Raw genomic sequence first — 24,875 nt, forward strand, 5'->3', positions numbered from 1 at the left:
TCTTTTCGATCACAGCCCGATATCCTCGTTCCAAAGTTGGGGCTGCGCGCGGATGAAGTCCTGCATCATGCGGACGGCCTCCTCGCTCCCCAGATTCACGAGCTCGACGCCGCGACGGGTCAGCGTCTCCTCGGCCCCGGTGAAACTTCGGTTTTCCGCCATCACCACGCGCGGAATCTTGTAGAGCAGGATCGCGCCCGCGCACATGTCGCAGGGCGACAGCGTCGTGTAGAGCGTCGCGCGCCGGTAATCCGCGGCCTTCAGACGGCCCGCATTCTGGAGACAGTCCGTTTCTCCGTGCAGGATGGGATTATGGCTCTGCACGCGCCGGTTGCGCCCGCGTCCCCTCACCTGTCCATCGATGACCAAGACGCTTCCGATGGGGATCCCTCCCTCGCGAAGCCCGATGCGGGCCTCCTCCAGGGCTATTCGCATGAAACGCTCGTCGTCAGGGAGTACCGGCATAGTCCCCTCTATTGTAGGACCTCCTCATTTTTGTCGAACACTATTCATTTCAAAGGCGTAAAATCACCTTCGAGGTGATTCCCATGAACGGCCGGATTTTCGTCCTGTGCGCTTTGGTCTTGGGTCTCCTGGGCCTTTTTTTCGCGGCGACGGCGATGGAGGCGCGTGAGACTCGGGAGGACACCGTGGAGGCGGAGAGAACGCTCGTCTATGATTACAAGAGCGGGACTTTCGTTCACGCGCACCGCCATCGCCCCTCTCAGTACCGGCTCGGGACGCTCAAGATGGACGTCGGCTACGATGAGCAGATCTATCGGGCCAAAGACGCGTGGCCCTATGGCGTGACCCGATTCCTCTTCAAACGGCCGCTCGACCAGTAGGCGCGGCGCGGTCGGTCGACGATGGGCCGGAGACGATGAGTGATGACCCGAATCGAACCAAGACCGGGCTATGGTCGGAGAGGCCGCTGAAATCATCTTCCAGGACGCCGCTCCCCAAGACCCGAAGGCCACGGGCGAAGATATAGTCGAGACGCAGGTCCTCCCCCACGAACGGGTGCGACTCCCCGAGGAGCGTCCGTTCGAACGGGTTTCCGACCCGATACGTGTAGCCGGGGTTCTCCCGGCGATCGGGATAAACGGTGCGGAAGCAGTCGAAGCCCCCCGCCTGCAACATCCCCGCCGCCATTTCCCGGTAGGAATCCGGCCATCCCTCGGGGACGTTCATGTCCCCCAGGACGACCGCCTTCCCCGCTTCCCTCATGAGACCCTGAATCCGGCCGAGCTGCAGCCTCCTGGCCGACCGGGCATGGGGCGTCTCCCCCTCCTGAAGATGGGTGAGAAGGACCGTGATGGGATCGGTTTGGGGCGGCTGGACGGTCACCTTCAAAGTCCCCTTGTCGGCAAACCGCTCCAGGTCGGCGCGTTCCGGATGAGGGACGAACGAATGCTCCAAGACCGGAGACTTGCTGAAAAAAAGGAGTCCCGCCCCCCAGAGAAACTGTTGCTCGGCGGCCTCATGAAGAAAGCGAAGGACCGCGTCCTCGCTGATGAACCTTTTGAGGAGCCGGGTCGGCAGGCCATCCCGCGAATAATGGGAGAGCGTAAAGCCGTCGACCACCTTTTGGATATTCCGGGCGTACAAATCCCCGAATCGCGGCCAGAGACGCCGAACGGTCCGAATCGACTGCTCGACTCCGTCAAAGGTAGAGCTCCGGACGTGGTAGGGATAGTCATCCCGCAGGCGTTCGATGAGGCGGTCTTGCATCTCGGGGCAAAAGACCTCCTGAAGGCCGATCAGGTCGGGCCCCGTCGTGATAAGGCGATCGGCGATCCGATCGACCCGCTGATGGTCCTCGCAATAGAGGCGCGTCGCCTCCCCGTTGACCAGGCCGGTCCCGCCCCAGAGACGGGCGTTGTAGGTCAATGCGGTGAAGGAGGCGAAGGAGGTGTGCGTGATGGCCGTCACGGGCGCATCATCGATCCCTGCCCCATAAGGTTGCGGGATTACCCGATCATCTCTTACGCACCCGAGTGAAAACCATCGTCGTCGGCGGTTGTTTCTCCGCGTCCTTGCCCCGGCCCTGGCAGGTGGATTCGAAATGGTCCTTGTCCGTGAAATGAAGCGTGATCCCGCCCATGCTCGGGTCGTCCTTGGATTTCAACCCCTCGACCTTCGCCACGTCCATCGTGAGGGTGTCGCCCTCGCTCTTGACGAGCTTGAGCGTCGGCCGGTTGCGCATCATGCAGTAATGGGTCATCGCCAGGCGGCCCTGATCGTCGTCGTAATATACGGAGATCATCTCCTGAGGCGTCCCGGGAAAGATGCGCTCGAGGACGGCGCTGCCGCCGGCGGTCACCTCGTACTCGGTGTAGACCTTCTCGTCGGGCTTGCCGAACATGGAGGTCGTCGAGGACCAGCGGCCTTCCAGGGCCTTGATGCGATTCAGCTCCGCGGAGCTGTTGTCCGGAGGCGGCGCCGGGGCCTTTTCGTCGGCGCGAACCATGGGGGCCAAGGCCATCGCAAACGCCGTCATGAACATCGCGGCCCGCAGGACTTTGAAGATTGGTTTCATAAGTTCTCCCTTCTAAACTTCCTGCCTTATTTTTTCAAGGGGTTGGGCGCGTCCCGGGCGCGCGGTCTTCTCTATTTCTTCGCCAGCTCGACCCGCCGGTTGAGGGCGCGACCCTGGGGCGTGGCGTTGTCGGCGACCGGCTGCGTCTTGCCGTAACCCGCCGCCGTCAGACGTCCGGCCGCGACGCCCTTGGCGGTGAGCCAGGCCACGACCGACTGCGCCCGGCGCTTCGACAGATCCTGATTGTAGGCGTCGTTCCCCACCGAATCCGTGTGGCCGCTGATCTCCAGATTGAGGGCGGGTTGCGCCTGCATGAGGCCGAGCACTTCGTTGAGCGTCGGATCGGACTCCGCCCGGATCCTGTCGGAGGCGGTGTCGAAGAGGACGCCGTAAATGATGGCCCTGCCCGTCTGGGCGATGTTCGTCGCGATTGCGCTCGGTTCCTGGGCGGCGGCTCCGGGGGCGGCGGAGGCCGTCCTGCATTGGGACTTTCCGCCGTCCTTGGGACGATCGCCGAACCAGCTCCCCGCAAGGCTGCCGTGTTCATACCAAAACCCGTTCAAGAAATCGCCCCGGGCGGAGAGCACCATCAGGGCCGTCCCGAACTTCTTCCCTCCGTTTTGGCGCCATTCGACTTGGACGACGCGCCCGTCGGTCGTCCCGTTCAAGCTCCCGTCTCCGTCGTAATAGCATCCCGTTACGGTCGACCCCGCCTGGTTCAGGGTGATGGGGCCGTAATTGGTATTGTACGTCCCCGTCAGCGGCGCCTGCGCGGCCGGACCGGGGACCGGCTGCCCGTAGGCCTCCAACTCCATCAGCTCCGTGTAATTGGCGTTCCCCCAATTGGAACGGATGACGAACTTGAGCCACCGGGCCGTGACCGGGGCCGGGAGCCGGAATTCCTGTTTCCCTCCCTGGGGGAGCTGGATTTGGAGGGCCTTGGCGAATCCATCGGCCGGGGAGGCGTTCGAGGCCCAAACCTCCACATCCTTGGAGGAGATGCCGGCGTAGCCGGAATCCTGGGCCTGGGTTTGATCGAAGACGATGGATTCGACGGAGGCCCGACGCGCCAGCTCGATCAGGACCTCATGGGGAAAAGGGGCCTTGTCCGCGCTGCACCATCCGACGTCGGGGGCCCCATCCACGAGGGCCAGGGCGCTCCATTTGGCCCCTCCGTATTCGCTCGATTTGGAGAGGACGACGGCGCCGTTGGCCATATCCAGGAGATCGGTGCGTTCGGCGGGCGGAGGGGCCATAGCAACCGGGGCGTTCGGCGCCTGGGCCAGAGCGCCCGAAGGGCCGCCGACAAGGAAGAGAGTCGCGAAAGAGAGGCCTTTGAGAAAAGAGCGCGCCATGGAAACCCTCCTGACAAGTGAGAGTTAGTCTGAGCCTAAAAAAGAGTCTCAGGGGCCGGCCGTCACGGCCTTTTCCTGAATCTGCCTGAACTTCTTGGAGGCCATTGCGATCTTCTCCTCCCAACCCCGGTCGGGCACCATGTCCTTCGTGGTCTCCAGATAGACCAGGATCATCGACGTCAGGGCCCAGGGGTCGAACAAGGCGAGTTTCGTGACGGCCGCGAAGATCAAGGCGAACGCGATTAAGAGGATCTTGAACTTGGGGTAAAGCGCCGCCAGCCCGAGAAAGGGGATCAAATAAAGAATCGACAGGAGGCCGTAGCTGAGGATCGCGGCGATGCCGATGAAAATGGCCGTCTTCAAGATCTCCTTCCAACTCTGGGCGTAGAGGACCAATCCCGTTTGGGCCGATTGCCACACCGTCTCCTCCTCCTTCATGAAATTGCGGGCCATCACCGCCTCGTCGACATAGGTGAGGCTGAAGCGGAGGATCACCTTCGCCAATCCAATGACACTTTGCAGCCCCGGAACTCCTCCAAAGAGGTTGGCCATCCCCTCCATCAACCGATTAACGGCTCGAATCACTCCCATCACCAGGCGATCGACCACGAAGAGAACGCTGGTCTCCTTGAAGCGGGCCATGACCTTTTCCTTGCCCCACTCCACCTGGTTCTTCCCTTCCGGCAACGAACCGCGCAGCGCCAATTGAACGATGACGGCGACATGAGCGATCTTGAGGACGTACAGAAAATATTCCCGGAATAATCGGATGAGCGGAAAGGGCAGGATCAGGGCGACGATCCAAACGGCGACCCGCGCATAGTCATGGAGGGCCGCGGCGCCTTGTCCGAGAAAAAAGACGGCGGCCCAATAAAGGCAAAAGAGAAATCCGAAGGCCAGATACAGACCCATCCGAAGCAGGATAAAGGGCAGGGTCTTGACCGTGATTTTGGCCGCATGACCCAGCGTCGCCGGCATCGAATACCTCCCTAAAGCGATTGCGGGGCCTCAAGATAGCATGAATCACGGGTCGAGTCTCAACTGGATACGCCGGACCGATGGGGCTTGACATCGGAAAGGGGCGCGTTCAACCTTGGTCACCTATGAAAAAATCATTTTCTTGCTTCGTTGCCGTCTTGGCGATCTTCTGGGCGTTGAGTTGGGGCGGTCCGTCCGGTTGCGGGGGCGCGACCTGCGGGGACGGCGTCATCGGCGGCTCGGAAGTCTGCGACGGATCGGCCTTGAACGGCGAGACCTGCGAGACCCGGGGATTCTCTCCGGACGGCACGCTGACCTGCGCCGGGGATTGCGGGAGCCTCGACACCTCCGGCTGCGTAGACCGCGGCACGGTTTCGGGCCTGACCTTCATTACGGGCGACAACGACGAATTCGTCGAATTGTCGCCTGATCCGCAAGGGCGCCTGTACTTGACCATCCGGTCCGGCAGCACCTCGGTCACGGCCGGCGGAAAATCCATCGCGAACACGGCCGTCTCTCCGGCCAGTTGGCGCGCGTCGGCGGCCCGCCTGAACGATGATGGCAGCGCGGCCTGGCTGCTGCCCTTCCAGGGCAACGGGGCCTTCAGCGACAACGGGGCGACCTTCAGTTTCGACCCGGCCGGGAACATCTTCTTCTCGGGCGATTTCTACGGGACGACCATGATCGCTCCCGACCGGACGGTGACCAACGCCGATGCGACGGGCGCGACCATCGACGCCTTTGCGGGACGTTTCGATTCGGACGGGTCCGTTCTTTGGTTCGACAGTTTTCAAAGCGCGAATCATGATCAGGTCTTCCCCACCTTCGGTCCCGGTGGGCAACTGTACATAGGGGGCAACTTCAACGGCAGCTCCATCACCGTCGGGTCCAAGACCCTCAACAATACGGACACCGTCGGCACCACGCCCGACAGGTTCCTTGCGAGGCTCGACCCCTCGTCCGGTACGGTCGCCTGGGTCAGTCAATTCGGCAGCGATGCCGACGACGGAGTCTTTCCCCTGGTCGACGCCTCGGGGAATCTCTTCGTTTGGGGGTATTTTCAAGGGGTGAAACTGGCGTTCAACGGGACCGATGTCGCGACCAATGCCGACCCGAGCGGGACGACGACCGATTCGTTTATCGCGCGCCTGGATCCCGCGACGGGAGACCTCGATTGGATCACGCCGTTCGCCAGCGCCAAGTTCGATTCGGTCAACCTGATCGTCGATCCCTCGGGGAACCCCTACGCCTATGGTTCTTTTTTAGGAAATACGCTCTCGGCCGGAGGCAAGACGCTGACCAATGCGGATCCCAGCGAGACAACGGCGGACGACTTCGTGGCCAGGATCAATCCCGGGGACGGCACGGTCTCCTGGTTGAGCGGGGTGAGCAGCGACGATTTTGATATGATCACGCTCCAGACGGATTCCGCAGGGGATCTTTTTCTCAGCGGCGTCTTTGACGGCGCCACGCTGACCTCCGGGAGCAAGACCCTTCCCAACGCCGACGGCGGCGGGACCTCCAACGACAATTTCGTCGCGCGCCTGGATCCGGCGGACGGCTCGACTCGTTGGATCACCGGCCTGACGGGGCCCGGGTTCGGAGGGGGCTTCATGGGCCCGATCCCCTTGGCGGTCGACGCGGTCGGCAACGTGTATCTGGCCGCGACGTTCTTCGGCGCGACCCTGGACGTGGGAGGACGGACGCTCACGAACACGGACGTGAGCGCGATGACGGGCGATGCCTTCGCCGCGAAGATCCTCCCCGACGGGGCCGTGGACTGGGTCGCGAGTTTTGCCGGGGACGACGAGGACTCCCTCAGGCTTGCGTTCGCGGCGGGATCGGAAAATCCCTCCGCCTCGGCGGGGATCTTCGTCGTGGGCTCTTTCGCGAGCACCAGCCTTTCGGCCGACGGCCGGACACTCACCAACGCCGATGCGACAAAAACGACCTATGATGCCTTTCTCGCGAGCCTCGACCCGGCCGACGGAACGATCGTCTGGCTCGTGCCTTTTTCGAGCACGGGCGAGGATTCGTTGAACGCGGTCACCGACGCCTCCGGCAGCGTTCACTTTGGAATCCGATTCGAGGGGCCCACCCTGGACGTGACGGGACAGACCTTCACCAATCAGGACGCCAGCGTGAGCACGACGGATGCCGTCACGGGAAGGATCGCCCGCTGAGGCAGGGCTGATCACGCGCGGTCCGCTTTGCTTCCAGGGGCTGGTCGCGGGGCTTCCCAAGCAGGGGCAAAGGCACATCTAATCTCCTCAAAACGACGGCATTGAGGGCACGCCCGGCACCGCGCCAGGAATCGCGACCTCTGCCCGAGATAGGGGGTTATCAAGGGCTTCCAGGCGATGTATAATAATTATCATGTATTCCCTGCGGCGATTCGATTGGGTGCTGCACCTCGCCACTCTCGTCGCTTGCGCGTATTTCACGGCGCGGGGCGTTACCCATTACATGGCCGGATGGTTAGCGGCGACCCCCATGGCTTCGACAACGGGGTCTGCGGTCTCCGAACCCGCGCGAACGGTCCCAAACACCGAGGTTCGCGAGAATGACGATTACCTGATCATCGCCGAACGAAATGTCTTCAATTCCAAAGATGTGAAGACGCCGGAGACCACCGCGACCGAAGTGAATCCCCGTCAACTGGGCGATTTGGGCGAGGCGGTCAAGACCTCCCTCGATGTCCGCGTTACCAGCACGATGAAGGTCCGCGACGGGCGGGGACGCCGTTCGTCGGCGATCGTCGCCACAGGAAAAGTTCGAAAGGGCACGGTCTATTTCGTCGGCGACGAAGAGAGCTTTGCTCCCAACGTCAAGCTCGTGAAAGTAGGCAGAAAGCGGATCGAATTCATTAACGGAGGGCGTCTGGAGTTCGCGGAATTGGAAAACTCCGCGGCCAAGGGCAATATTTTTGCGCCCTCTGACGAGGTGTTCGGGAATATTTCACTCGCAAAGGAGTCCAAGGGAGCGGCGGGCGAGGACAAGTCGGGCTCGTCGGCGGGGCTGATTTACGTCAGCCAAAAAGAGGTCGACGATGCCCTGTCCAATCTCGACGGGCTGCAAAAGGAAGTCCGGATCGTTCCGAACTTTGTCAATGGACGCATCGAAGGCTTTCGCGTCCTCGCCATCAGGCCGGGCGGCCTGATCAGCAAGCTCGGGGTGCGGCGCGGCGACGTGCTCAATAGGGTGAACGGCGAGGAACTGGACATCAAGCGCGGCTTTGAGCTCTTCAACAGCCTCAAGGAATCCAAAACCTTTTCGCTGGATGTGGTACGTGGCGGCAGGACCGTGACCCTCGAATACGAGATTCGATAATTGCCTACGCGTCGGCCCAAAAGTAACATTCCCCCCGCAACCAATGCGGCCCGCTGCCGATAGGGAGGGCTATGTCCACATCGCTTCGATTCCCGGCCCTCATGGATTCCACCCTCCCCTTTCAGGGCCAACAAGCCCGGATCCTGGAACTGATCACCTCCGGCCTCCTGTCTCCCACGGAGAGGTTGGAGGGCGGGACGTTGAATCTCAGTTTCAACGAACCGCCGAACATCAACCGTGTCCCGCTGACGGAGGAACTCACGGGCCTGGAGGACGCCATCGTCGCGCATTTGGGAGACATCATTCCCCCCGAGACGGAACCCCGGATGTTGCTCTTTGGGCCGGGCCCCTCGATGACCGACCCCCTCTACGCCCTGAGATTCCTCGCCAAACTGGCGGCACAGGCGGGTTCGCCGGCGGAAATGACGGCGTATGACCTATACGACCGGCCGGACGTCCGCCGCTACTACGCCGGGCTGCCGCTGGGTCCGAACCGGGCACGCTTGGAGATGGGACCCGGCGGAAACTACAAGCACCTCAATGGCGCCGGCGCGCACTTGATCCTCGCCATCCACCCCGGGATGGATTTCGAAACCTTGTTCGAGACCTTTGCGAGAAACCTCGTGCGCGGAGGGATCGGCGTGATGCAGGCGAGCGTCCTGTACGAATTCTCGGCAGACGACGATTACACGGTGCTCGTGAATCTTGTGGCCGAATGCTTCCGGGATACCTTTGAGTACTTCCTTCCGCCGCTGCGGTCGCGCCTTTTCCGCAGTTACTTCTCCGAGCGTTCCAACGACGTCCACGTCTTGACGGTCAGACGAAATTAAGATCCCTCCGGCAGCGGACCGGATGGCCGCGTTTCGCTCATTGCATTTCCTTTCCGCCTATGCAATGCGCGGGGCATCCGGCAAAACAAGGAGGAACCTATGCAACCAAGCAAGAGGGCGGCGGTCCTGGGCGGCCTGACGGCGGGCTTCCTGACGCTGATGGCCCTGTATTCCGCGGGACCCGCGGGATGCGGGGGCGACGGGAGCGGCGGAGGGGGCAGCGGCGCCTTTGCGTGCTCCTTCGACAAACGGGTCACGGACGGCTGCGACGGGTACGGGTTCGGCCCGTGGGAATCCGGGTGCGAAACCTTCAACGAGGACGATTACGTCATCACGCCCGATGAGGTTTGCGCCAACATCACCGACGGCGGGTACTTCTGCGAGGCCGGCTGCTGCATCGACACGGAATTCCAAAACATCAGTCTGGCCGAAGGCAACTGCTCCTGAAGCCCCCTCCCCGCTTCATTCCTGCGGCGGGGCGCCGGGACACGGGCAGAGGCACGACACGCCGGCCAAGGGTAAGACGGGGATCCTTTGGCCGGCCGGGTAGCCGCTGTCCCGGCAGATGACGGCGATGCGATCGCGCGCCTCCGCGCACTCGTCGGGGGCGCAAAGCACGATGGCGTTTGCGGGAAGTCCCGACGCGCGCCGGGCGCAGGGGTCGGGGAACCACATCGAGAGCCAGGTGCCCGTGGCCAGGCAGGACGTCAAGAGGATCGAAGACGACATCTTAAATCTCATACAATGACCTGCCCCCCTTCGGACCGGGAATCCCGGCGGAGCAAGAGGATCGCCACCAGGACAAGCGTTATAAAGACCATATAGAGGGGGTAGGAAGCAACCGCGACGTTCCACGTGCGGATCGCCAGCAGGTTGACCGCGTTGGCGGCGCAGAAAAGGATCCAGGCCAGAAGATCCTCGCTGGCGGGATCGTTCCACGCCTTTTTGACCGTCGGCAGGGCTCCGACGAGATCGATGAAGAGTCCCGAGAAGAGCGTGGGCAGGGGCGAGTCGAACCACCACCACAGCGCAAGTCCGAACGCCGCCCCGAGGAGACAGGCGCCGTCAAAGAACGTCCATCCGCCCTCCCCGTACTTGAAGGACAGGGCGAGCACCGCCAGGAACGCGAGCAGGTTCGCGGCCGCCACCCAGACCGTCTCGCGCGCGCCCGCGGCTGCGTAGCTCGCCAAGAGGCTCACCCCGACGGCGGACCAGATGATCCACGTCGCCCGGTTCGGGCGGTTCCTGCCGCGCAGCGTGGAGAGGACGTAAGGGACAAAGGCCAGAAAGGACAAGGCTCCGGCAATGATCCCGGACAGGGCGTGGAAATCCGAAAATACCAATTACTTGAGGAACTCGCAGCCGGTCGGAGGGCTTTCGCTGTTCAATGCCTCGCAAGGGGCGTCCGTGATGGCCTTTTTGCAGGCCTCCAACGCGTCCCCGGTGACCTTGAGATCGGGGGACGTCTTGAGGTTTTCAGCGATGCCCGTGGAGATCTCCTGCAGGCATTGATCCTTGTTGAACTGGGGGTTGTCCTTGTTGCAGGTCTCGTACTTGCCGCAGATCGCGGGGGCCAGGGTTTGCCCGATCACGTCGATGGCGACCGCGGCGGCGCCGCCCGAGACCATCTCCTTGACCTTTTCCGGGGAACACTTGCTGCAGCCCGAAATCCCCGCCGCCAAACCCGCCATCGCCAAGACCACCAGAATTTTTTTCATGTCCCCTCCTCAAAAAGTGGGGCTCAAGGTATCAGTTTTTTCCGGATTTGAAAGATAAAAATCGTGATTGGCATTCGCGAACATTTTGAGGCAAATAGCGAACGAGCAAGTCCCAAGTCGGCTCTGCCGATTGGGACGACGGAGTAAGCGCTTCGATCTTTGCAGAACAGATGGGGTTTCAGGGGAGAGCGGTATCTCCCCTGAGTATAGCGGCGATCCGGCTTCGCCGGTCGACGCGTAAGGAGAGGTGGCCGAGTGGTTGAAGGCGCTACCCTGGAAAGGTAGTATACCGGCAACGGTATCGAGGGTTCGAATCCCTCCCTCTCCGCAACGAAAAGCCGACCCATCCGGGCGGCTTTTTTTTTGGGCGAATCCCTCCTTCTCAACCGCCCTTCAGTTCCTCGATGAGCCACTCGACGACCGCGACCAGGGACTTCGTCTTTGCGAAAATCTCGCGCTGGCGCATGGTGCTGTTGCCGGCTTTGAGAATGTCCCGGACGCCGGCCAGCTCTTGCGCGCAATTCAGCGAATCGGCCACGGGAGCCAGGTTCGCCAGAAGCCTCTCGATGTCTTCGCGAATCACGCTTCTTTCCCCGGACTCGGGATTGATCAGGATTCCCTCAAAGCCGTAGCGCACGGCCTGCCATTTATTTTCGGGCGCCAGCCAGTACCTCTGCATGTTCACCTTTTGTGAACGTCCTTTCTGGTATTGATCGTCGATCCAGACCACCAGACAGTGGATGAGGGCCGCCAAGGCCATGGTGTCCTTGAGATTGGGCAACCCGTCGCAAACGCGCACCTCGACCGTGCCGAAGTCGAAATGCGGCCGGATGTCCCAGTAGATGTCCTTGATCGACTTGATGGCGCCCGTCGACATCAGGGTCTCGAAATATTTCTCAAAAGCCTTCCAGTCCGTCAGGTAATAGGGAAGTCCCCCCGTGGGAAACGATTCCAAAACGGCGGCCCGGCAGGACATGAGGCCGGTGTCCGTGCCGCCCCAGTAAGGGGAACTCGCCGAAAGGGCCAGGAGATGGGGGATGTAGGAGATCAGAGTGTTCAGGATGTGGATGGCCCGGTCTCCGCCCCTGACGCCGACGTGCACGTGCAGGCCGAAGGTCGTCCAGCGGCGGGCGAGCCACTGGTATTTTTCCAAAATGTCGATGTGCCGCGGGTCCGGGAAGATTTGACGCTCCCGCCAGTCCTGAAAGGGATGGGTCCCGGACACGGCGATGTCGATGCCACGCTTGTCCGCAAGCGCCCGGACCCGGTCCAATTGCCGGGCGAGGCTCGCCCGCGCCTGCGCAATGTCGTCGCAGATCTCCGTGTTGATCTCGGCCATCGCCTGGGAGAGCTCCGCCTTGAGAGTCAGGCCCTCCACCTTCGACGCCTCGTCCAAGAGCGGCACGGCGGCGGAGGACAGGTTCTTGGTCACGCGGTCGATCAATTGGATTTCGACCTCGATCCCCAAGGTCGGCTTGGGACTGTTTGTGAATGCGAGAGGCACAGGGCCATCGTAGCACCGGCCTTGCGGCGGGGGAATATCTAAAGGCCCATGCCGGTAAAACCTGCGGTCTGATGCGACTCCCTCGCCTGTTCCAGAAGCTTGCGATAGGCCTTCATCACGTCGGCGTGCGTGATAATCCCCACAAGCTTACCCGGGGATCCGCGTTCCGCTCGCTCCAAGACCGGCAGGTGATCCGTCTCGCTCAGATGGAGTTTCCGGACGATCTCGTCGAGACGCTCGTCCGGATGGGCGACTTGCGGACGCGACGTCATCACCTCCTTGACGACGATCACCTTTCCCAATTCGTGCCGCAGAGGAAGGGCCTCGTAGACCTGCTGAGCCGTCACCATCCCGATCAATTCGTTTTTCCCGTTCACGACTGGAAATCCGGAATGGCGCGATGACCCCATTTGTTTGATCAGATCATCGAGGGAGGATGATTCCGAAGCGGTCTCCACGTCGCGCGTCATGACATCCGCGACGCGCATGCTCGCCAGGACCCCGGCCTCCCTCTCCACCTCGATGTCGATTCCGCGCCGCCTCAGCTTGAGGGTATAGATCGTATCGCGGCTCAAACGGGCCGAAACGAGCGTGCTCGCAACGGATGCGATCATGACCGGCAGGATGATCCGGTAGTCGTGGGTCATTTCGAAGAGTATGACAATGGCGGTGATGGGGGCGCGTGTGGCTCCGGCGAAGAAGGCCGCCATTCCGACCATCGCATAGGCGCCCGAATCGGCGGTAATTCGAGGAAACTGGCTGTGGATCAAGTGGCCGACGCCCCCTCCCAGCATCGCACCGATGAAAAGAGAGGGGGAAAAGACGCCTCCCGATCCGCCCGAGCCGAGAGTCAACGAAGAGGCGGCCATCTTGAAAAGGAACAGCACAACCAAGAGACCGACCGTCAATTGGCCCCAAAGGGCCGCCTCGGTGATCTCATGGCCCGTACCAAAGACCTGAGGCAGGAAGAATCCGATGACGCCCAATGCGAGTCCGCCGAGGGCCGGCTTCAAGTATTCCGGAATCGGCAGTTTCTCAAACCAGTCCTCCGAGGCGTAGAGGATCTTGACAAATATCCGCGCGCAAACCGCCGCGAGGATCCCGAGAGCGGCATAAAACAATAGTTCCCACGGGCTGACCAAGTCGTATTCCGGCGTCTGGAAGAAGGCCGCCCTCCCCAAAGTGACGCCCGCCACCGCGGTGGCCGTGACGGCAGAGATGACCACCATCGAAAAGGCGCGGGCGGTGAAATCGTTCAAAATCACTTCCATCGCGAACATGACGCCCGCGATCGGCGTCCCGAAGGTCGCCGCGATGCCGCCCGCCGCGCCGCAGGCCACCAGCATCTTGGTCAACTCCGAAGGCATGCGGAAGAGCTGGGCAATCGAGGAGCCCATGGCGGAGCCTATCTGGACGATGGGGCCCTCCTTTCCGACCGAACCGCCCGAGCCGATGCAAATGGAGGAGGCGATCGATTTCGCGGCGGCGACGATCGGCCGTATCCGGCCGTCACGGCGGGCGACGGCGTACATGACCTCGGGAACGCCGTGACCTTTCGCCTCCGGAGAGACGAACGTTACGATCGGACCAATCAGAAGGCCACCCAAAGCGGGGACCACGATGACAAGGTATTTACCCGCCCCTCCGAAGGGCGAAAGTGCGATTTCAAAAAAAAGGTGATGAAAGTAATGAATGAGCGAGCTGAAAAAGAAGGCGGCGAGACCGGCGGCCGCTCCGACGAAGACGGATGAGACCAAGAGCCACTGTCCCTCCGAAATTTTGAGACTCCGTCGAAGTTTTCCCATTGGTGATTGATTCATACTTTGCACAGGTGGTTCCAATTTCACAAGTAACCTTAGCTCTTTTGAAATTCCGATCAAGCGCGATATAAGGACGGTGCCGCCGCAATAAAGGCTTTTTCGCTTGAAATCCCGTTCACAGTCGTCCCTAATGATATTTCATGAAAATTCTCTTCGTCTGCGAATACAACGCCTGCCGCAGCCAGATGGCGGAGGGCCTGGCGCGTGCGCTGTTGCCCGGTCATTTTTCCGTCCACAGCGCCGGATTGCACCCCGGCGAGGTGAACCGCTTGACCCGGGAGGTGATGCAGGAGATCGGAGTCGATCTTTCCTCGCACCGGTCCAAACGCCTGCCCGAAGTCGCGCATCTCGAATTCGATCTCGTGATCGTCCTGGCGGAGCCCGCGTTCGCGCAAGCGAGCGCCCTGAAGACGACGGAAAGCCGCCTTTGGGCCTTTCCCGACCCTGTGGCGGACCCGGGCGAACCGGAAGAGATCAAGAAAAAGATCCGCGCCGTGCGGGACGCCCTCAAGGAGAGGATCCTGAAGCTCAACCCCCTTTAGGAGATGAAATGCGATACGGGCTCATCGGCAATTGCAAGACCGCCGCGCTGGTCGATGACCGCGGTTCCATCGAATGGTGCTGTCTTCCCAACTTCGACAGCCCCTCGTGTTTCGCCGGGATCTTGGACGCCAACGGAGGCGGCTTTCAGGTCTCGTTGCCGAAACCGGCGCAGGTCCGTCAGAGTTATCTGCCCTCGACGAACATCCTGGAGACCGAAATCGACGACGGGGAAAACGCCTTCGCCGTTCTCGACTACATGCCGCGGTACCGAGATGGCAACGAGTACCGCCATCCGGTGGAGATCCACCGCGTCCTGAAGCCGCTGCGGGGCAGGCCGATGGTCCGCGTCACCTTCCAACCGCGGCTGAATTACGCGCGGGGGGCGACCGAGATCAAATGCCGGCCGGCCGTCATCACCGCGTCCTGCGGGCTTGAGAGCCTGTTCCTCTACTCCAGCCTCCCCTTGGCCGGCATCGCCGCCGGCGAATTTCTCCCCCTGGAGGCGGACCACTATCTGCTTCTCGCTTATCACGAAAAGATCGACCCGCCCTCGCTGGCGTGCGTCCGTGAGCAATTCGACAAGACCAAGGGCTACTGGGAGACCTGGTCGAGCCGCTGCCGCCTTCCGGCGCGGTACGGCGATGCCGTCCTGCGTTCGGCCCTAGCCCTCAAGCTCATGACCTTTGAGGAGACGGGGGCGATCATCGCCGCCCCGACGACTTCTCTCCCCGAGATCCTCCACGAAGGCCGGAACTGGGACTACCGCTATTGCTGGCTGAGGGACGCGTCGCTGGTCCTGGAGGCGCTCAAGAGCATCGGGCACTTCGAGGAGGCGAGCGCCTTCATCCATTTCTTGCTCCGCATCTTTGAGAGCAAGCAGACCAAGGTGCAGATCGTCTACGGCATCGACGGGAGAAGCGACCTGGAGGAAAAGATCCTCTCCCATCTCAAGGGCTACAAGAACTCCTCGCCCGTGCGGATCGGCAACAACGCCTGCCACACGCAGCAGAACGACATTTTCGGGGAAATGCTCAACACCCTGTATCTTTATTATTTCTACTACGAGATCGAGAAGATGACGGATGACGTCTGGTCGCTCGTCAAGTTTCTCGTCAACACGATCGCCCGGGAGTGGCATCTCCAGGACGCGGGCATTTGGGAGTTTCGGCACCAGAAGGCTCACTTCACCTTCTCCAAGGTCCTCGCCTGGGTCGCCGTCGACCGGGGGATCAAGATCGCCGGGAAAATCGGCAAGGGCTATGCGAGCGAAAATTGGGGGCCGATCGCGGAGCAGATCCGGAAGGACATCGAGGCGAAGGGCTGGCGGGATGATATGGGCGCGTTCACGCAATTCTACCAGTCCCCGAACTACGACGCGAGCCTCCTGCTCATGCAGCGCTACGGCTTTCTCAAAAAGGACGACCCCCGTTGGATCGCGACCGTCCGGAGTTGCGAAAAATCCCTGGTCAAAAACGGTTTCGCCTTCCGGTACACGAGCGCGGACGATTTTGGAAAACCCAAGAACGCCTTCATCGTGGCGTCTCTCTGGATGGCCAAGGCGCTGGCCTCCATCGGGGACGTCGCGGGCGCGGAACGGCTTTTTGAAAACATCCTCGAACGGCGGAACCACCTGGGGCTGCTCTCCGAGGACGTGGATCCGGAAACCGGAGAGCTCCTGGGCAATTTTCCCCAGACCTATTCTCATATGGCGATCATCAATACCGCGCACCTCCTGGACCGTTTTATTGAAGAAAAGGGGCCCTCATGAAGCGCTTCGCGTCGTTCATCGTCCCGGTCCTCGGCCTGATCGCCCTGGTCGGCTTCGTTCTCTTCTCCTATCTGGGCATCCGCCGGGACGAAAAGGCCCTCCTCGACGACCTCAACCGGCGCGCGCGCGTGATCGCCCAGTCGCTCACGTCGCCGGCCCTGAAGGCCCTGCGGAAGCCGCCGACGCCGGACGAGGAGGACGTGGCGGAGCGTCTCTCCGCCCACGGGCGGACGCTGGGCATCCTCCTGTGCGGCCCTGACGGAAACGTCGTCGCGCGCTCCGCGGCCCTCGCCGATCTGCTTGGCTGCTCGGACGTGGCGGATGCGGCGGCGGGAGAAGAGATAACGGAGACAGAGGTACGCAACGGGATCTCCCTTCATCGCCTCACGGTCCCCCTAAAGAACGCTTCGGGCGAGACGGAGGGCACCCTGACCGTCGTCCATGACACGGCCTTCATCCAGGCCCGGGTCCGGGACGCCGCCGTATGGACCGCCGTCATGCTCGCCCTCTTCGCGCTCCTGATGTCGGCCATGACCTACGCCCTGTCCCGCCGTTCCTTTCAAAAATCCGTCGGGGACGTCCTGAAATGGATGAAGGCCTCCAAGGAGGCGCCACCGCAGCAGCCGCCGCGGAACCCCCTGCTGGCGCCGGTCGCTCGCGAGGTGCAGAAAATGGCCGTCAAGCTGCAATCCGTCCGGGAGACGGCCCGGGAACTCTCTCAGGCCTCTCAGGTAAGCGAGCTTTGGAATTCCGCGCGACTGAAGGCCCATGCCTTCACGCACTTCGGGAACCGCACGCTGATGGTCGTCTCCAACCGCGAGCCGTACATGCACGTTCGCGACCACAGCCGTCGGCGTGTGATGGTCCCGGCCAGCGGCCTCGTGACCGCCCTGGACCCCATCCTGCGGTCGACGGCGGGGCTTTGGATCGCTCACGGGGCCGGGGACGCGGACCGTGAGGTCGTCGACCGGGACGGCAAGGTGCTGGTCCCCCCGGAGCGGCCCTCCTACACCCTGAAAAGGGTCTGGCTCACGAAGGAGGAGGAAGACCGCTACTATTACGGTTTTTCGAATGAGGCCCTCTGGCCCCTCTGCCACCTCACGCACCACCGGCCGATCTTCGACGAAGCCGATTGGAAGACCTATGAGGCCGTGAACGAAAAATTCGCGGGCGCCGTCCTCGCGGAGTGCGGGTCCGAGCGACCCTTCGTCCTCGTGCAGGATTACCATTTTACCCGTCTCCCCCGGCTGATCCGCCGGGAACGTCCCGACGCCGTCATCGGCCTCTTTTGGCACATTCCCTGGCCGACTCCGGAGGCCTTCCAGATCTGTCCCTGGAAGAGCGAGATTCTCGAGGGCATGTTGGGCGCCAATTTCGTGGGGTTCCATCTTCCGTCATATGTGCACAATTTCCTCAACACGGTGAACGCGGTCCTCCCCGTCCGCGTCGACTGGGACCGTTCGGCCGTCCTCCATCCGAACGGCACGACCTTCGTGAAGCCCTTCCCCATCAGCATCCAGCCCTGGTCGGAGCGGGGCGACGCCCTCCCGAGCGACTTCGACGCGAAGGCGAAGGAGATCCGCCATGAATGGGAATTGGGCGACGCGATCGTCGTCGCGAGCGTGGACCGGCTGGACTATACCAAGGGCATCCCCGAGCGGTTGGAGGCGATCAGCCTCTTTTTCGAGCGGAACCCGCAATTCGCGGGCAAAGTGGTCTTCGTGCAATTGGGGGCGCCTTCCCGGGTGCACATCCCGAAATACAGGGACCTGGTGACGGAGATCGAGAGAAAGACGGACGAGGTGAACTGGAAATGGGGCACGGAAACGTGGAAGCCCGTCCTGTTGCTCAAGGCGCACCACGACCCCGCGACCGTCTACACCTTTCTCCGCATGGCGGACGCCTGCATCGTCAGCTCGCTCGCGGACGGCATGAACCTGGTGGCGAAAGAGTACGTCTCCAGCCGCGAGGAGGGAGGCGGCGCCCTCATTCTTTCGGAGTTCGCGGGGGCGGCCCGCGAGTTCGCGGACGCCCTTCTCATCAATCCCTACGACCGGTCGCAGTTCGCGGAGGCGATCCGGACGGCGCTCGAAATGCCGCCCGAGGAGCAAAGGCGGAGAATGCAGCGCCTCCGAGCCCAGGTGGCCGAAAAGAACGTCTACCGCTGGGCCGCGGACCTCCTGACCGAGATGTCCCGAAGCGCGGAGTTGTCCGACTATCAGAAAAATGCCGAGCCGGGCTCGACCCAGGCGACATCCTGATCCCTTCGGTTACAGCGAGCGCAGACGATAGAGGACGCCGTAACTCAGCATCGTCAAAGCCAAGATGACGATTGCGGCGGCGATTCTTTGCCGCCGTCCCGCCCGCGTCCTCATCATCAAGACGCAGAAGACGGTGAGGTTCAGGATGACGACGCCTGCCGTCACGGCGTGACGCCGAGGGATCTGCTCCCAGAGGTCGCCTCCGGTCCAGAGGGCATCCATCGCGCTGAAAATCAGCATGTTGAAGGCGTTGCTCCCGACGAGATTGCCCGCCGCCATGGCCGCCGTCCCCAGTCGAAGCGCCGCAACCGACGAGGCCAGTTCCGGGAGGGAGGTCGTGAAGGCCATCAGCGTCGTACCCATGAAGGTATTCCCCAGGCCGGTCGCGATCCCGATCCTCTCGACGGACCGGACGAGATAGGGAGCCGCCACGAACAGGACCGTGGCCCCCGATGCGAGTCCCAGAAACGCCGCGCCGGCACGGCGGCGCCCGACCGGTCCCTGGCCAGCCTCCTTCAAGGTCCCTCCGCGAAAGAGGATGCGAATGCCCGCGAGGTAGGTCACGCCGAGGAGCACGCTGCCCCAATGCAGCCCCGCGACCTGACCCGGCAGCCGAAGCGCGATGTAGGCCCCCACCTGCGCGGTGAGGAGGGCCGCCAAGAACGTCAGGCCCCGTACCGGGCGCGCCGGTGGCATCCGTTCCTCTCCGGGAATGAACAGGGAGAGAACCGCGAAGATGGCCAGATTCACGAGGCTGCTGCCCAGCAAGTCCCCCGATGCCAGGTCCGCGTTGCCCTTGGACGTCGCCTCCAGGTCGACAAAGAGTTCCGGGGACGAGGTCGCCGCCGCAAGAAAGAGGCTCCCCACGAAAACGTGGCTCAAACCGTACGTCTTGGCCAGACGATCGGCGGAACGCGCGAGCCAACGGGCGGCGACGATGGTCGCGAACGCGCTGAGAACAAATTGGAGAGCCGTCGTCCACATTGGATACATCCTCTTCGAGTGGGCAAAGCCGACGCAAGGCTTTTCCCAGGTGACAAACCCTCCGCTTTTCGTCTAAACAGCACGCGCTCGCAGAAAAGAGAGAAGGAGCTTACATGTCCTCGTCCGATCATGCCGATTCTCCGAAGAATTCCCCAGCAGATTCGAACGACCTCATCCAGATTTCTTCGACCAAATTCGTCCTTGGCTGCGCGCTCGCGGCCATCGCCATCTATTTTCTGGGGACGTTTTACCGGCTTTCGGCGTCGCTCGTCGCCGCCGAGGTTCTCCTCACCATCCTTTGCCTCTTCCTTTTCGGCTCGATGAAGTACCGCATCGACAAGAACGCCATCACCTACGGCATGGTCCTGGTCGTCTTCTCCACCTTCTGGGGCGTCTGGTGGCAGGGATCGGGGCTTCAACAGGCCATGGCGGCGGATGGCGCGGCGGCGGCTGGCCGGACGCTCAGGCATTACCTTCTGACGCTTCACGGACTGGATGAGCTGGTGCACGCCGACACCATGCTTTTCATCCTAGGGCTCACCTTCTTCGTGGCCGTCATCGCGCAGACGCGTCTCCTGGAGTCGATCAGCTTCTCCGTGCTCCGGAAAAACCGCGGGATGGTCGTTCCGACGGTCGCGATCCTGACGGGCGTCGTGGCCTTTTCCTCGGGGATTTTGGACGGCGTCTCGATGATCGGACTCATGATCCGGATCCTCGTGATGATCCTCTTTTTGGCCAAGGCGAAGGACGAGGCGGTGCTCTACGCCGTCATGGTCTCGACGGTCGTCACCACGGTCTGCGGCATGTGGCTGGCCTACGGGGAGCCGCCCAACCTCATCATGAAGGCCAACCTCCACCCCCACTTGGACAACGCCTTCTTCCTCCGCTACTGCCTCCCGGTGGCGGTGGGGAGCTACCTGATCGTCTTCTGGAACGTCCGGAAACGATTGAAGGGAAAGAAGGTCGACACGAAGGACCTGGACATCCTGGACCTCCATACGGCCGACGTCCGTTTTTTACAGGCGCTCCGGCACGGCGAGGTCCTCACTGCCGTCGAATTCATTGATGAATTCAGGAACCAGCTGGGCGACCATCACAAGGACATCGAAAGACGCCTTCACAAGGGTGAGCCCCTGGGGCTGGCCCTGGTTCACGAGAGCGTGGCCCCGGCCCTCCGCCGGGAGATTCTCGAGGCCTTCGTCTCCGAGAACCTGGCGGAAGAACTGGACGAACACTACGTTCATGTGGCCAAGCGGGATGGCGGGCAATCCGACGACTCACTGGAAAAGGTCTCCCGCACGATCCGGTCGATGCGCCGCCAGCGCGTCAGGACGCAGTGGATCGGAGGCCTCGCCTTCATCCCCTTCATCGGCTTGCTCGTCTGGCACGCCATCGACCACGACATCCCCCTCTTCCTCGCCTCCTTTGCGGCGTTCGCCGTCGCCTTCCTGGGGATCGCCGCCCTTTCCAAGATGCGGCGTCTCGCCCTTCGGGAGGGGCGCCATGAGTACATGGAATACCTCTTCCTTCTCCCCCTCTTCTTCTCGATCACACTCCTCCAGAAGACCGGATTCTTCGAGCACATCAAGGAGGGCCTGCACGCCGGCATCGAGCGGCTCGGCATCTCGGTGATGGCCTATCTCCAATTCCTGGGCGCCTCGTTCCTCTCCGCCATCCTGGACAACAACGTCGTCGCCGACTTCGCGGGCCGGGCGATCCACGGCCTGGAAATCGGCGCCCTCCACCTCTTCGCCATGGCGCAGATCGCGGGCTACGCCGTCGGCGGCTGCTGGACGCACATCGGATCGGCCCAGTCGGTCGTGGCCTACGCCTTCATCCGGCGGGAGATCAACAATCGTTTCACGCCCTTTGGATGGATGAAGGCCATGACCCCGGTGATTATCGAGATCTTCGTGCTGATGACGCTGGTGGTGTACGGCGAGGCCCTACTCTTGAGGTATTTTCCCGACCACTAGATGACCTTTTTCAACCCCATCTTCCTCTTATAGAGAAGAATGAAGAGAATCCCGATGGAGATCCAGATCCCCGCGCGGACGCGGCGGGCGATCTGGAGGACGACGCCGTCGCTGGGGTTCCAGTGGAGGGCGAAGAAGAGCGAACTGACCGCCCCTTCCAGCACGCCCAGATTGCCGGGGACGAACACGCCGATCATATTGATGACCGGAATGACCGCCGCGAAAAAAATGGCCTCCCAGTAACCCATCGGAACGCCCAGGACACGCGCGATGAAGAGGATCTCGAAGATGCCGATGAGCCGGGCGCCGAAGTGCAGGAGGTAGCAGACGACGAACAGGCGCCGGTCCTTGCGGTAGAAGGCGTGGATGTGGCCGTCCATCTCCTTCATCTTCTTGAGCCTCTCCTCGGACAGGGCCTTGATCTTGAGCCGCTGTCCCAGCCGGAAGACTTTTTCCGACAGTCCCTTCGTCTGCGAAATGACGAGAAAGAAGATGACGCCGACCAGGAACGTCACCGTCCCCCCGAGCAGGTAGCGGACCGAGGACGGGAGATCGAGCTTGAAGAGGGCGACGACGTTCCCCAAAAAGATCAGGCTGACGATCGCCGCGATCTGAAGCGTGCGGTCGACGATCACCGACGCCCCGCTGATCGCCCCGGGAAAGGTCTTGGAAAGCAGGAGGACGCGCACCGGATCGCCCCCCGCGAAGTTGAGCGGGGTGAGCGTGTTGGCCGCCTCGCCGCCCACCTTGATCCGGAAGAGCGGCCAGAACGGGATGGAGTGGGCGTCGAAGCGCTTGAGGAACAGTTCCCAGGAAAAGGTGTACATCAGGTAACAGGGGAGGATGATGGCGACGGGAACGACGACCTTCCAACCGAGGGTCCGGAAGCCGGTGAGAAGCTCCTGCCAGCCAAGCTTCCGGACGATCCAAAGGAGAAGAAACGCCCCGAGGAAAAAAGCGAACACCTTGAACCAGCGCACGATGAAAAACCTCCCGCGGGCTTGTACGCAAAGAAACCGCGTTCTGCAAAGAAATTATCGCCTTGATCGGCCTTCCCGCGCAGATTAGAGATTTTCATCGTGTCCTCCCTCGCGCTCGCACGCAAGTACCGTCCGCAAGGCTTCGATGCCGTCGTCGGCCAGGAAACCACGGTCCAGATCCTCCGGAACGCGCTGGCCCAAAAGCGCCTGCACCACGCCTATCTTTTCACCGGCCCGCGCGGCATCGGCAAGACGACGCTCGCGCGGATCTTCGCCAAGGCCCTGAATTGCCAGAAGACCGACTCCCCGGCGGCCGACCCCTGCAACGAGTGCGTCTCGTGCAAGGAGATCACGGAAGGGCGCTCTCTTTCGGTACAGGAAATCGACGGCGCCTCCAACACGTCCGTGGAGGACGTGCGCGACCTGCGCGAGAAGATCCGCTACCTGCCGCCGGGAGGGCGCTACAAGATCTACATCATCGACGAAGTCCACATGCTCTCGACGGCCGCCTTCAACGCTCTCTTGAAGACCCTGGAGGAGCCGCCTCCGCACGCCCTCTTTCTCTTCGCCACCACCGACGCCCAAAAGATGCCGGCGACCGTCCTCTCGCGCGTGATCCGCTTTGACTTGAAGCCCATCCTCCGCGGCGCCATCGTCCAGCAACTTGAAAGGATCCTTGCGGCGGAGGGCGTGCCCGCGGAGGGCGACGCCCTCTTTTTGATCGCCCGCGAGGCCGAGGGAGGTCTCCGGGACGCCTTGAGTCTCTTGGACCAGGTGATCTCCTTCTCCGGGGGCAAGGTCACGCTCCCGGGCGTCGAAGAGGTCGTCGGCGTCTCCACGCAAGGGTTCGTGCGGGAGCTCATCCGCGCCGTGCTCGGGAAGGATTCCGCGGCCGCCCTCGGCGCCTTGGAAAAGGCGTTTCAGGCGGGACTCGACGCCAAGCGTCTTGGATTGGATTTGTTGGAGGCCTTCCGCCACTTGCTGGTCGCCCAGGTCAGCCAGGATCCCTCCCTCTTCGACCTGCCGAAGGAGGAGATCGGGGAGTTGGCGGTCTTGGCCAAGTCCGCCGCCCCGGCGCAGCTCGACCGTCTCTTCCGCATGGTCCAAAAAGGCGTGACCGATCTCCTGCGCGCCCCCCTCCCCCGCGTGGTCTTCGACGTCCTCGTTCTCAGGCTGGCGTCCGCCGAGGACCTGGTGCCGTTGGAGGACATTCTGGCCGGGCTGAAGGGAGGAGCCCCGATCTCCGCAGCCACTCCCAGGCCCGCGACCGACGCCGGGCACCCGCCAAAGGCGGGTGGCGGAGGAAGTACCCGTAGCGCGGACAGCGCGAAGGGTGCGCCAAGATCCAACCCCGACTGGCCGGGATTCATCGCCTTCCTGAAGACAAAGTCCGTGCGGCTCGCCTCGTTGGTGGAACAGGGAGCGGTCTCTTCCTTGGGGAACGGGGAGGGCGCGGAAATCCGTCTACGCTTTCCCCAAAAATCCGCCATGAACGTGGAGCTCCTCAAGGACCCCGACCGCGACGGGGCCCTCGCGGGATTCCTGAAGGAGTATTTCGGGCGCTCCTTGAGGCCCGTCTACGAATCGGACGCCCCGGCCGCGAGCGCCCAAAACGGCGGCTCCCTCGTCGACGACGCCATCTCCATCTTCGAGCCGGCGGATGTCCGGAGAGGCAAGTGAATAAGAATCCGATTGACCGGCTTGTCTCGGCCTTGAGCCGGCTTCCGGGCATCGGGGAAAAATCCGCCACGAGGCTGGCCCTCTTCATTCTCAGGGACGCGAAGGGCCTTTCGGGCGATTTGATCGACGCCTTGACCCACGTCCGCGAGAAGGTCCGTTTCTGCCGGCTCTGCCAGAATCTCTCGGAAGACGAGCTTTGCCCGATCTGCGAGGACCCGCAGCGCGACCGCTCGCGCCTCTGCGTCGTGCAGGAACCCGTCGACGTCCTGATGGTGGAAAAATCGGAGGAGTACCGGGGCCTCTATCACGTCCTCCACGGGGCCCTCTCGCCTCTGGACGGCGTCGGTCCCGAGGACATCCGGGCGGCGAACCTGCTCCAGCGCCTCCAGGACGGGGCCGTTTCCGAAGTGATTTTAGCGACCAACCCCAACCCCGAGGGCGAGGCCACGGCCCTTTACCTGCGCAAGGCCATCGCGGAGACCGACCCACGCGTCAAGATCACGCGCATCGCCTCGGGAGTCCCCGTGGGCGGCTCCGTGGAATATACGGATTCCAAAACGCTCGCCCGGGCGCTGAGCAACCGCAGGGATTTCTAAGGGGCTCGCGTCT

The 24,875-nt window shown here is 62.3% G+C and carries 23 protein-coding genes and 1 tRNA gene; 12 read left to right on the plus strand and 12 right to left on the minus strand.

Translation table 11 applies throughout. The annotated features are described in order from the left end of the window. Window positions 1–9: 9 nt before the first annotated feature. Window positions 10–465, minus strand: a complete 456-nt coding sequence (locus tag VLJ37_02980; protein ID HSA58628.1) for a nucleoside deaminase — start codon at window positions 463–465, stop codon at window positions 10–12. Window positions 466–548: 83 nt separating this feature from the next. Between VLJ37_02980 and VLJ37_02985 the strand changes: the two genes are divergently transcribed. Continuing rightward, window positions 549–845 (plus strand): hypothetical protein, encoded by a 297-nt coding sequence (locus VLJ37_02985; protein ID HSA58629.1) that lies wholly within the window; start codon window positions 549–551, stop codon window positions 843–845. Here VLJ37_02985 and VLJ37_02990 read toward each other — a convergent pair. The 4 genes from VLJ37_02990 to VLJ37_03005 all read right to left on the minus strand — a co-directional run bounded on the left by VLJ37_02990 (window position 823) and on the right by VLJ37_03005 (window position 4,872). Continuing rightward, window positions 823–1,932 carry an endonuclease/exonuclease/phosphatase family protein gene (locus VLJ37_02990; GenBank protein HSA58630.1) on the minus strand — a complete coding sequence of 370 codons (1,110 nt, stop codon included), beginning with the start codon at window positions 1,930–1,932 and terminating at the stop codon, window positions 823–825. The genes VLJ37_02985 and VLJ37_02990 overlap by 23 nt on opposite strands. Window positions 1,933–1,978: 46 nt before the next feature. Continuing rightward, a complete protein-coding gene (locus tag VLJ37_02995; GenBank protein ID HSA58631.1) occupies window positions 1,979–2,539 on the minus strand; it encodes a hypothetical protein in 561 nt (186 codons plus the stop codon). A gap of 71 nt (window positions 2,540–2,610) precedes the next feature. Next, the gene (locus tag VLJ37_03000; GenBank protein ID HSA58632.1) at window positions 2,611–3,894 is read right to left on the minus strand and encodes an OmpA family protein; all 1,284 of its coding nucleotides are present in this window, start codon (window positions 3,892–3,894) and stop codon (window positions 2,611–2,613) included. Window positions 3,895–3,942: 48 nt separating this feature from the next. Next, a complete protein-coding gene (locus VLJ37_03005; GenBank protein HSA58633.1) occupies window positions 3,943–4,872 on the minus strand; it encodes a hypothetical protein in 930 nt (309 codons plus the stop codon). A 125-nt stretch (window positions 4,873–4,997) separates the two neighbouring features. Between VLJ37_03005 and VLJ37_03010 the strand changes: the two genes are divergently transcribed. The 4 genes from VLJ37_03010 (at window position 4,998) to VLJ37_03025 (ending at window position 9,479) form a co-directional block, all read left to right on the plus strand. Then, a complete protein-coding gene (locus tag VLJ37_03010; GenBank protein ID HSA58634.1) occupies window positions 4,998–7,055 on the plus strand; it encodes a hypothetical protein in 2,058 nt (685 codons plus the stop codon). 193 nt (window positions 7,056–7,248) lie between these two features. After that, window positions 7,249–8,202, plus strand: a complete 954-nt coding sequence (gspC, locus tag VLJ37_03015) for a type II secretion system protein GspC (GenBank protein ID HSA58635.1) — start codon at window positions 7,249–7,251, stop codon at window positions 8,200–8,202. 71 nt (window positions 8,203–8,273) lie between these two features. Then, a complete protein-coding gene (locus tag VLJ37_03020) occupies window positions 8,274–9,032 on the plus strand; it encodes a hypothetical protein (GenBank protein HSA58636.1) in 759 nt (252 codons plus the stop codon). A 99-nt stretch (window positions 9,033–9,131) separates the two neighbouring features. After that, window positions 9,132–9,479 carry a hypothetical protein gene (locus VLJ37_03025; GenBank protein HSA58637.1) on the plus strand — a complete coding sequence of 116 codons (348 nt, stop codon included), beginning with the start codon at window positions 9,132–9,134 and terminating at the stop codon, window positions 9,477–9,479. Between the two features lie 15 nt (window positions 9,480–9,494). Here the strand turns inward: VLJ37_03025 and VLJ37_03030 are convergent, their stop codons facing one another. Genes VLJ37_03030 through VLJ37_03040 form a run of 3 tightly spaced genes read right to left on the minus strand, consistent with a single transcriptional unit; the run spans window position 9,495 to window position 10,750 of the window. Then, window positions 9,495–9,761, minus strand: a complete 267-nt coding sequence (locus VLJ37_03030) for a hypothetical protein (GenBank protein HSA58638.1) — start codon at window positions 9,759–9,761, stop codon at window positions 9,495–9,497. An 8-nt stretch (window positions 9,762–9,769) separates the two neighbouring features. Beyond that, window positions 9,770–10,375: a hypothetical protein gene (locus VLJ37_03035; protein HSA58639.1), complete on the minus strand. Its 606-nt coding sequence runs from the start codon at window positions 10,373–10,375 to the stop codon at window positions 9,770–9,772. Continuing rightward, complete coding sequence (locus VLJ37_03040; GenBank protein ID HSA58640.1) at window positions 10,376–10,750, minus strand: hypothetical protein; 375 nt, start codon at window positions 10,748–10,750, stop codon at window positions 10,376–10,378. It lies immediately after the preceding gene. Window positions 10,751–10,991: 241 nt separating this feature from the next. On the opposite strand from VLJ37_03040, the gene VLJ37_03045 reads away from it, so the two are divergent. Then, window positions 10,992–11,078: transfer RNA gene (locus VLJ37_03045), tRNA-Ser, on the plus strand. Between the two features lie 54 nt (window positions 11,079–11,132). On the opposite strand, the gene VLJ37_03050 is transcribed toward VLJ37_03045, so the two are convergent. Continuing rightward, window positions 11,133–12,254: a glutamate--cysteine ligase gene (locus tag VLJ37_03050; protein HSA58641.1), complete on the minus strand. Its 1,122-nt coding sequence runs from the start codon at window positions 12,252–12,254 to the stop codon at window positions 11,133–11,135. A 38-nt stretch (window positions 12,255–12,292) separates the two neighbouring features. Continuing rightward, a complete protein-coding gene (locus VLJ37_03055) occupies window positions 12,293–14,059 on the minus strand; it encodes a chloride channel protein (GenBank protein HSA58642.1) in 1,767 nt (588 codons plus the stop codon). Between the two features lie 155 nt (window positions 14,060–14,214). On the opposite strand from VLJ37_03055, the gene VLJ37_03060 reads away from it, so the two are divergent. From VLJ37_03060 to VLJ37_03070, 3 genes are read left to right on the plus strand one after another with little or no spacing between them, the layout of a single operon-like run. Then, on the plus strand, window positions 14,215–14,616 hold the full coding sequence (locus VLJ37_03060) for an arsenate reductase ArsC (protein HSA58643.1): 402 nt from the start codon (window positions 14,215–14,217) through the stop codon (window positions 14,614–14,616). 8 nt (window positions 14,617–14,624) lie between these two features. Next, on the plus strand, window positions 14,625–16,385 hold the full coding sequence (locus VLJ37_03065; GenBank protein ID HSA58644.1) for a glycoside hydrolase family 15 protein: 1,761 nt from the start codon (window positions 14,625–14,627) through the stop codon (window positions 16,383–16,385). Then, window positions 16,382–18,646: a trehalose-6-phosphate synthase gene (locus VLJ37_03070; protein HSA58645.1), complete on the plus strand. Its 2,265-nt coding sequence runs from the start codon at window positions 16,382–16,384 to the stop codon at window positions 18,644–18,646. The genes VLJ37_03065 and VLJ37_03070 overlap by 4 nt, the downstream gene beginning before the upstream one ends. Window positions 18,647–18,655: 9 nt before the next feature. Here the strand turns inward: VLJ37_03070 and VLJ37_03075 are convergent, their stop codons facing one another. After that, the gene (locus tag VLJ37_03075) at window positions 18,656–19,630 is read right to left on the minus strand and encodes a hypothetical protein (GenBank protein ID HSA58646.1); all 975 of its coding nucleotides are present in this window, start codon (window positions 19,628–19,630) and stop codon (window positions 18,656–18,658) included. 113 nt (window positions 19,631–19,743) lie between these two features. On the opposite strand from VLJ37_03075, the gene VLJ37_03080 reads away from it, so the two are divergent. Then, entirely contained in the window at window positions 19,744–21,606 is a 1,863-nt protein-coding gene (locus tag VLJ37_03080) for an SLC13 family permease (GenBank protein HSA58647.1), read from the plus strand. Here VLJ37_03080 and VLJ37_03085 read toward each other — a convergent pair. Continuing rightward, window positions 21,603–22,586, minus strand: a complete 984-nt coding sequence (locus VLJ37_03085; GenBank protein ID HSA58648.1) for a lysylphosphatidylglycerol synthase transmembrane domain-containing protein — start codon at window positions 22,584–22,586, stop codon at window positions 21,603–21,605. The two genes, VLJ37_03080 and VLJ37_03085, sit on opposite strands and share 4 nt — an antisense overlap. A gap of 99 nt (window positions 22,587–22,685) precedes the next feature. Here VLJ37_03085 and dnaX point away from each other — a divergent pair, with 99 nt between their 5' ends. Further along, window positions 22,686–24,266, plus strand: a complete 1,581-nt coding sequence (gene dnaX, locus VLJ37_03090; protein HSA58649.1) for a DNA polymerase III subunit gamma/tau — start codon at window positions 22,686–22,688, stop codon at window positions 24,264–24,266. Continuing rightward, window positions 24,263–24,862, plus strand: coding sequence for a recombination mediator RecR (recR, locus tag VLJ37_03095; protein ID HSA58650.1), 600 nt, complete (start codon window positions 24,263–24,265; stop codon window positions 24,860–24,862). Before dnaX ends, recR begins: the two co-directional genes overlap by 4 nt. Window positions 24,863–24,875: the final 13 nt, after the last annotated feature.

The organism is bacterium (genome assembly GCA_035454885.1).
In the GTDB taxonomy this organism is placed as follows: Bacteria; UBA10199; UBA10199; order JACPAL01.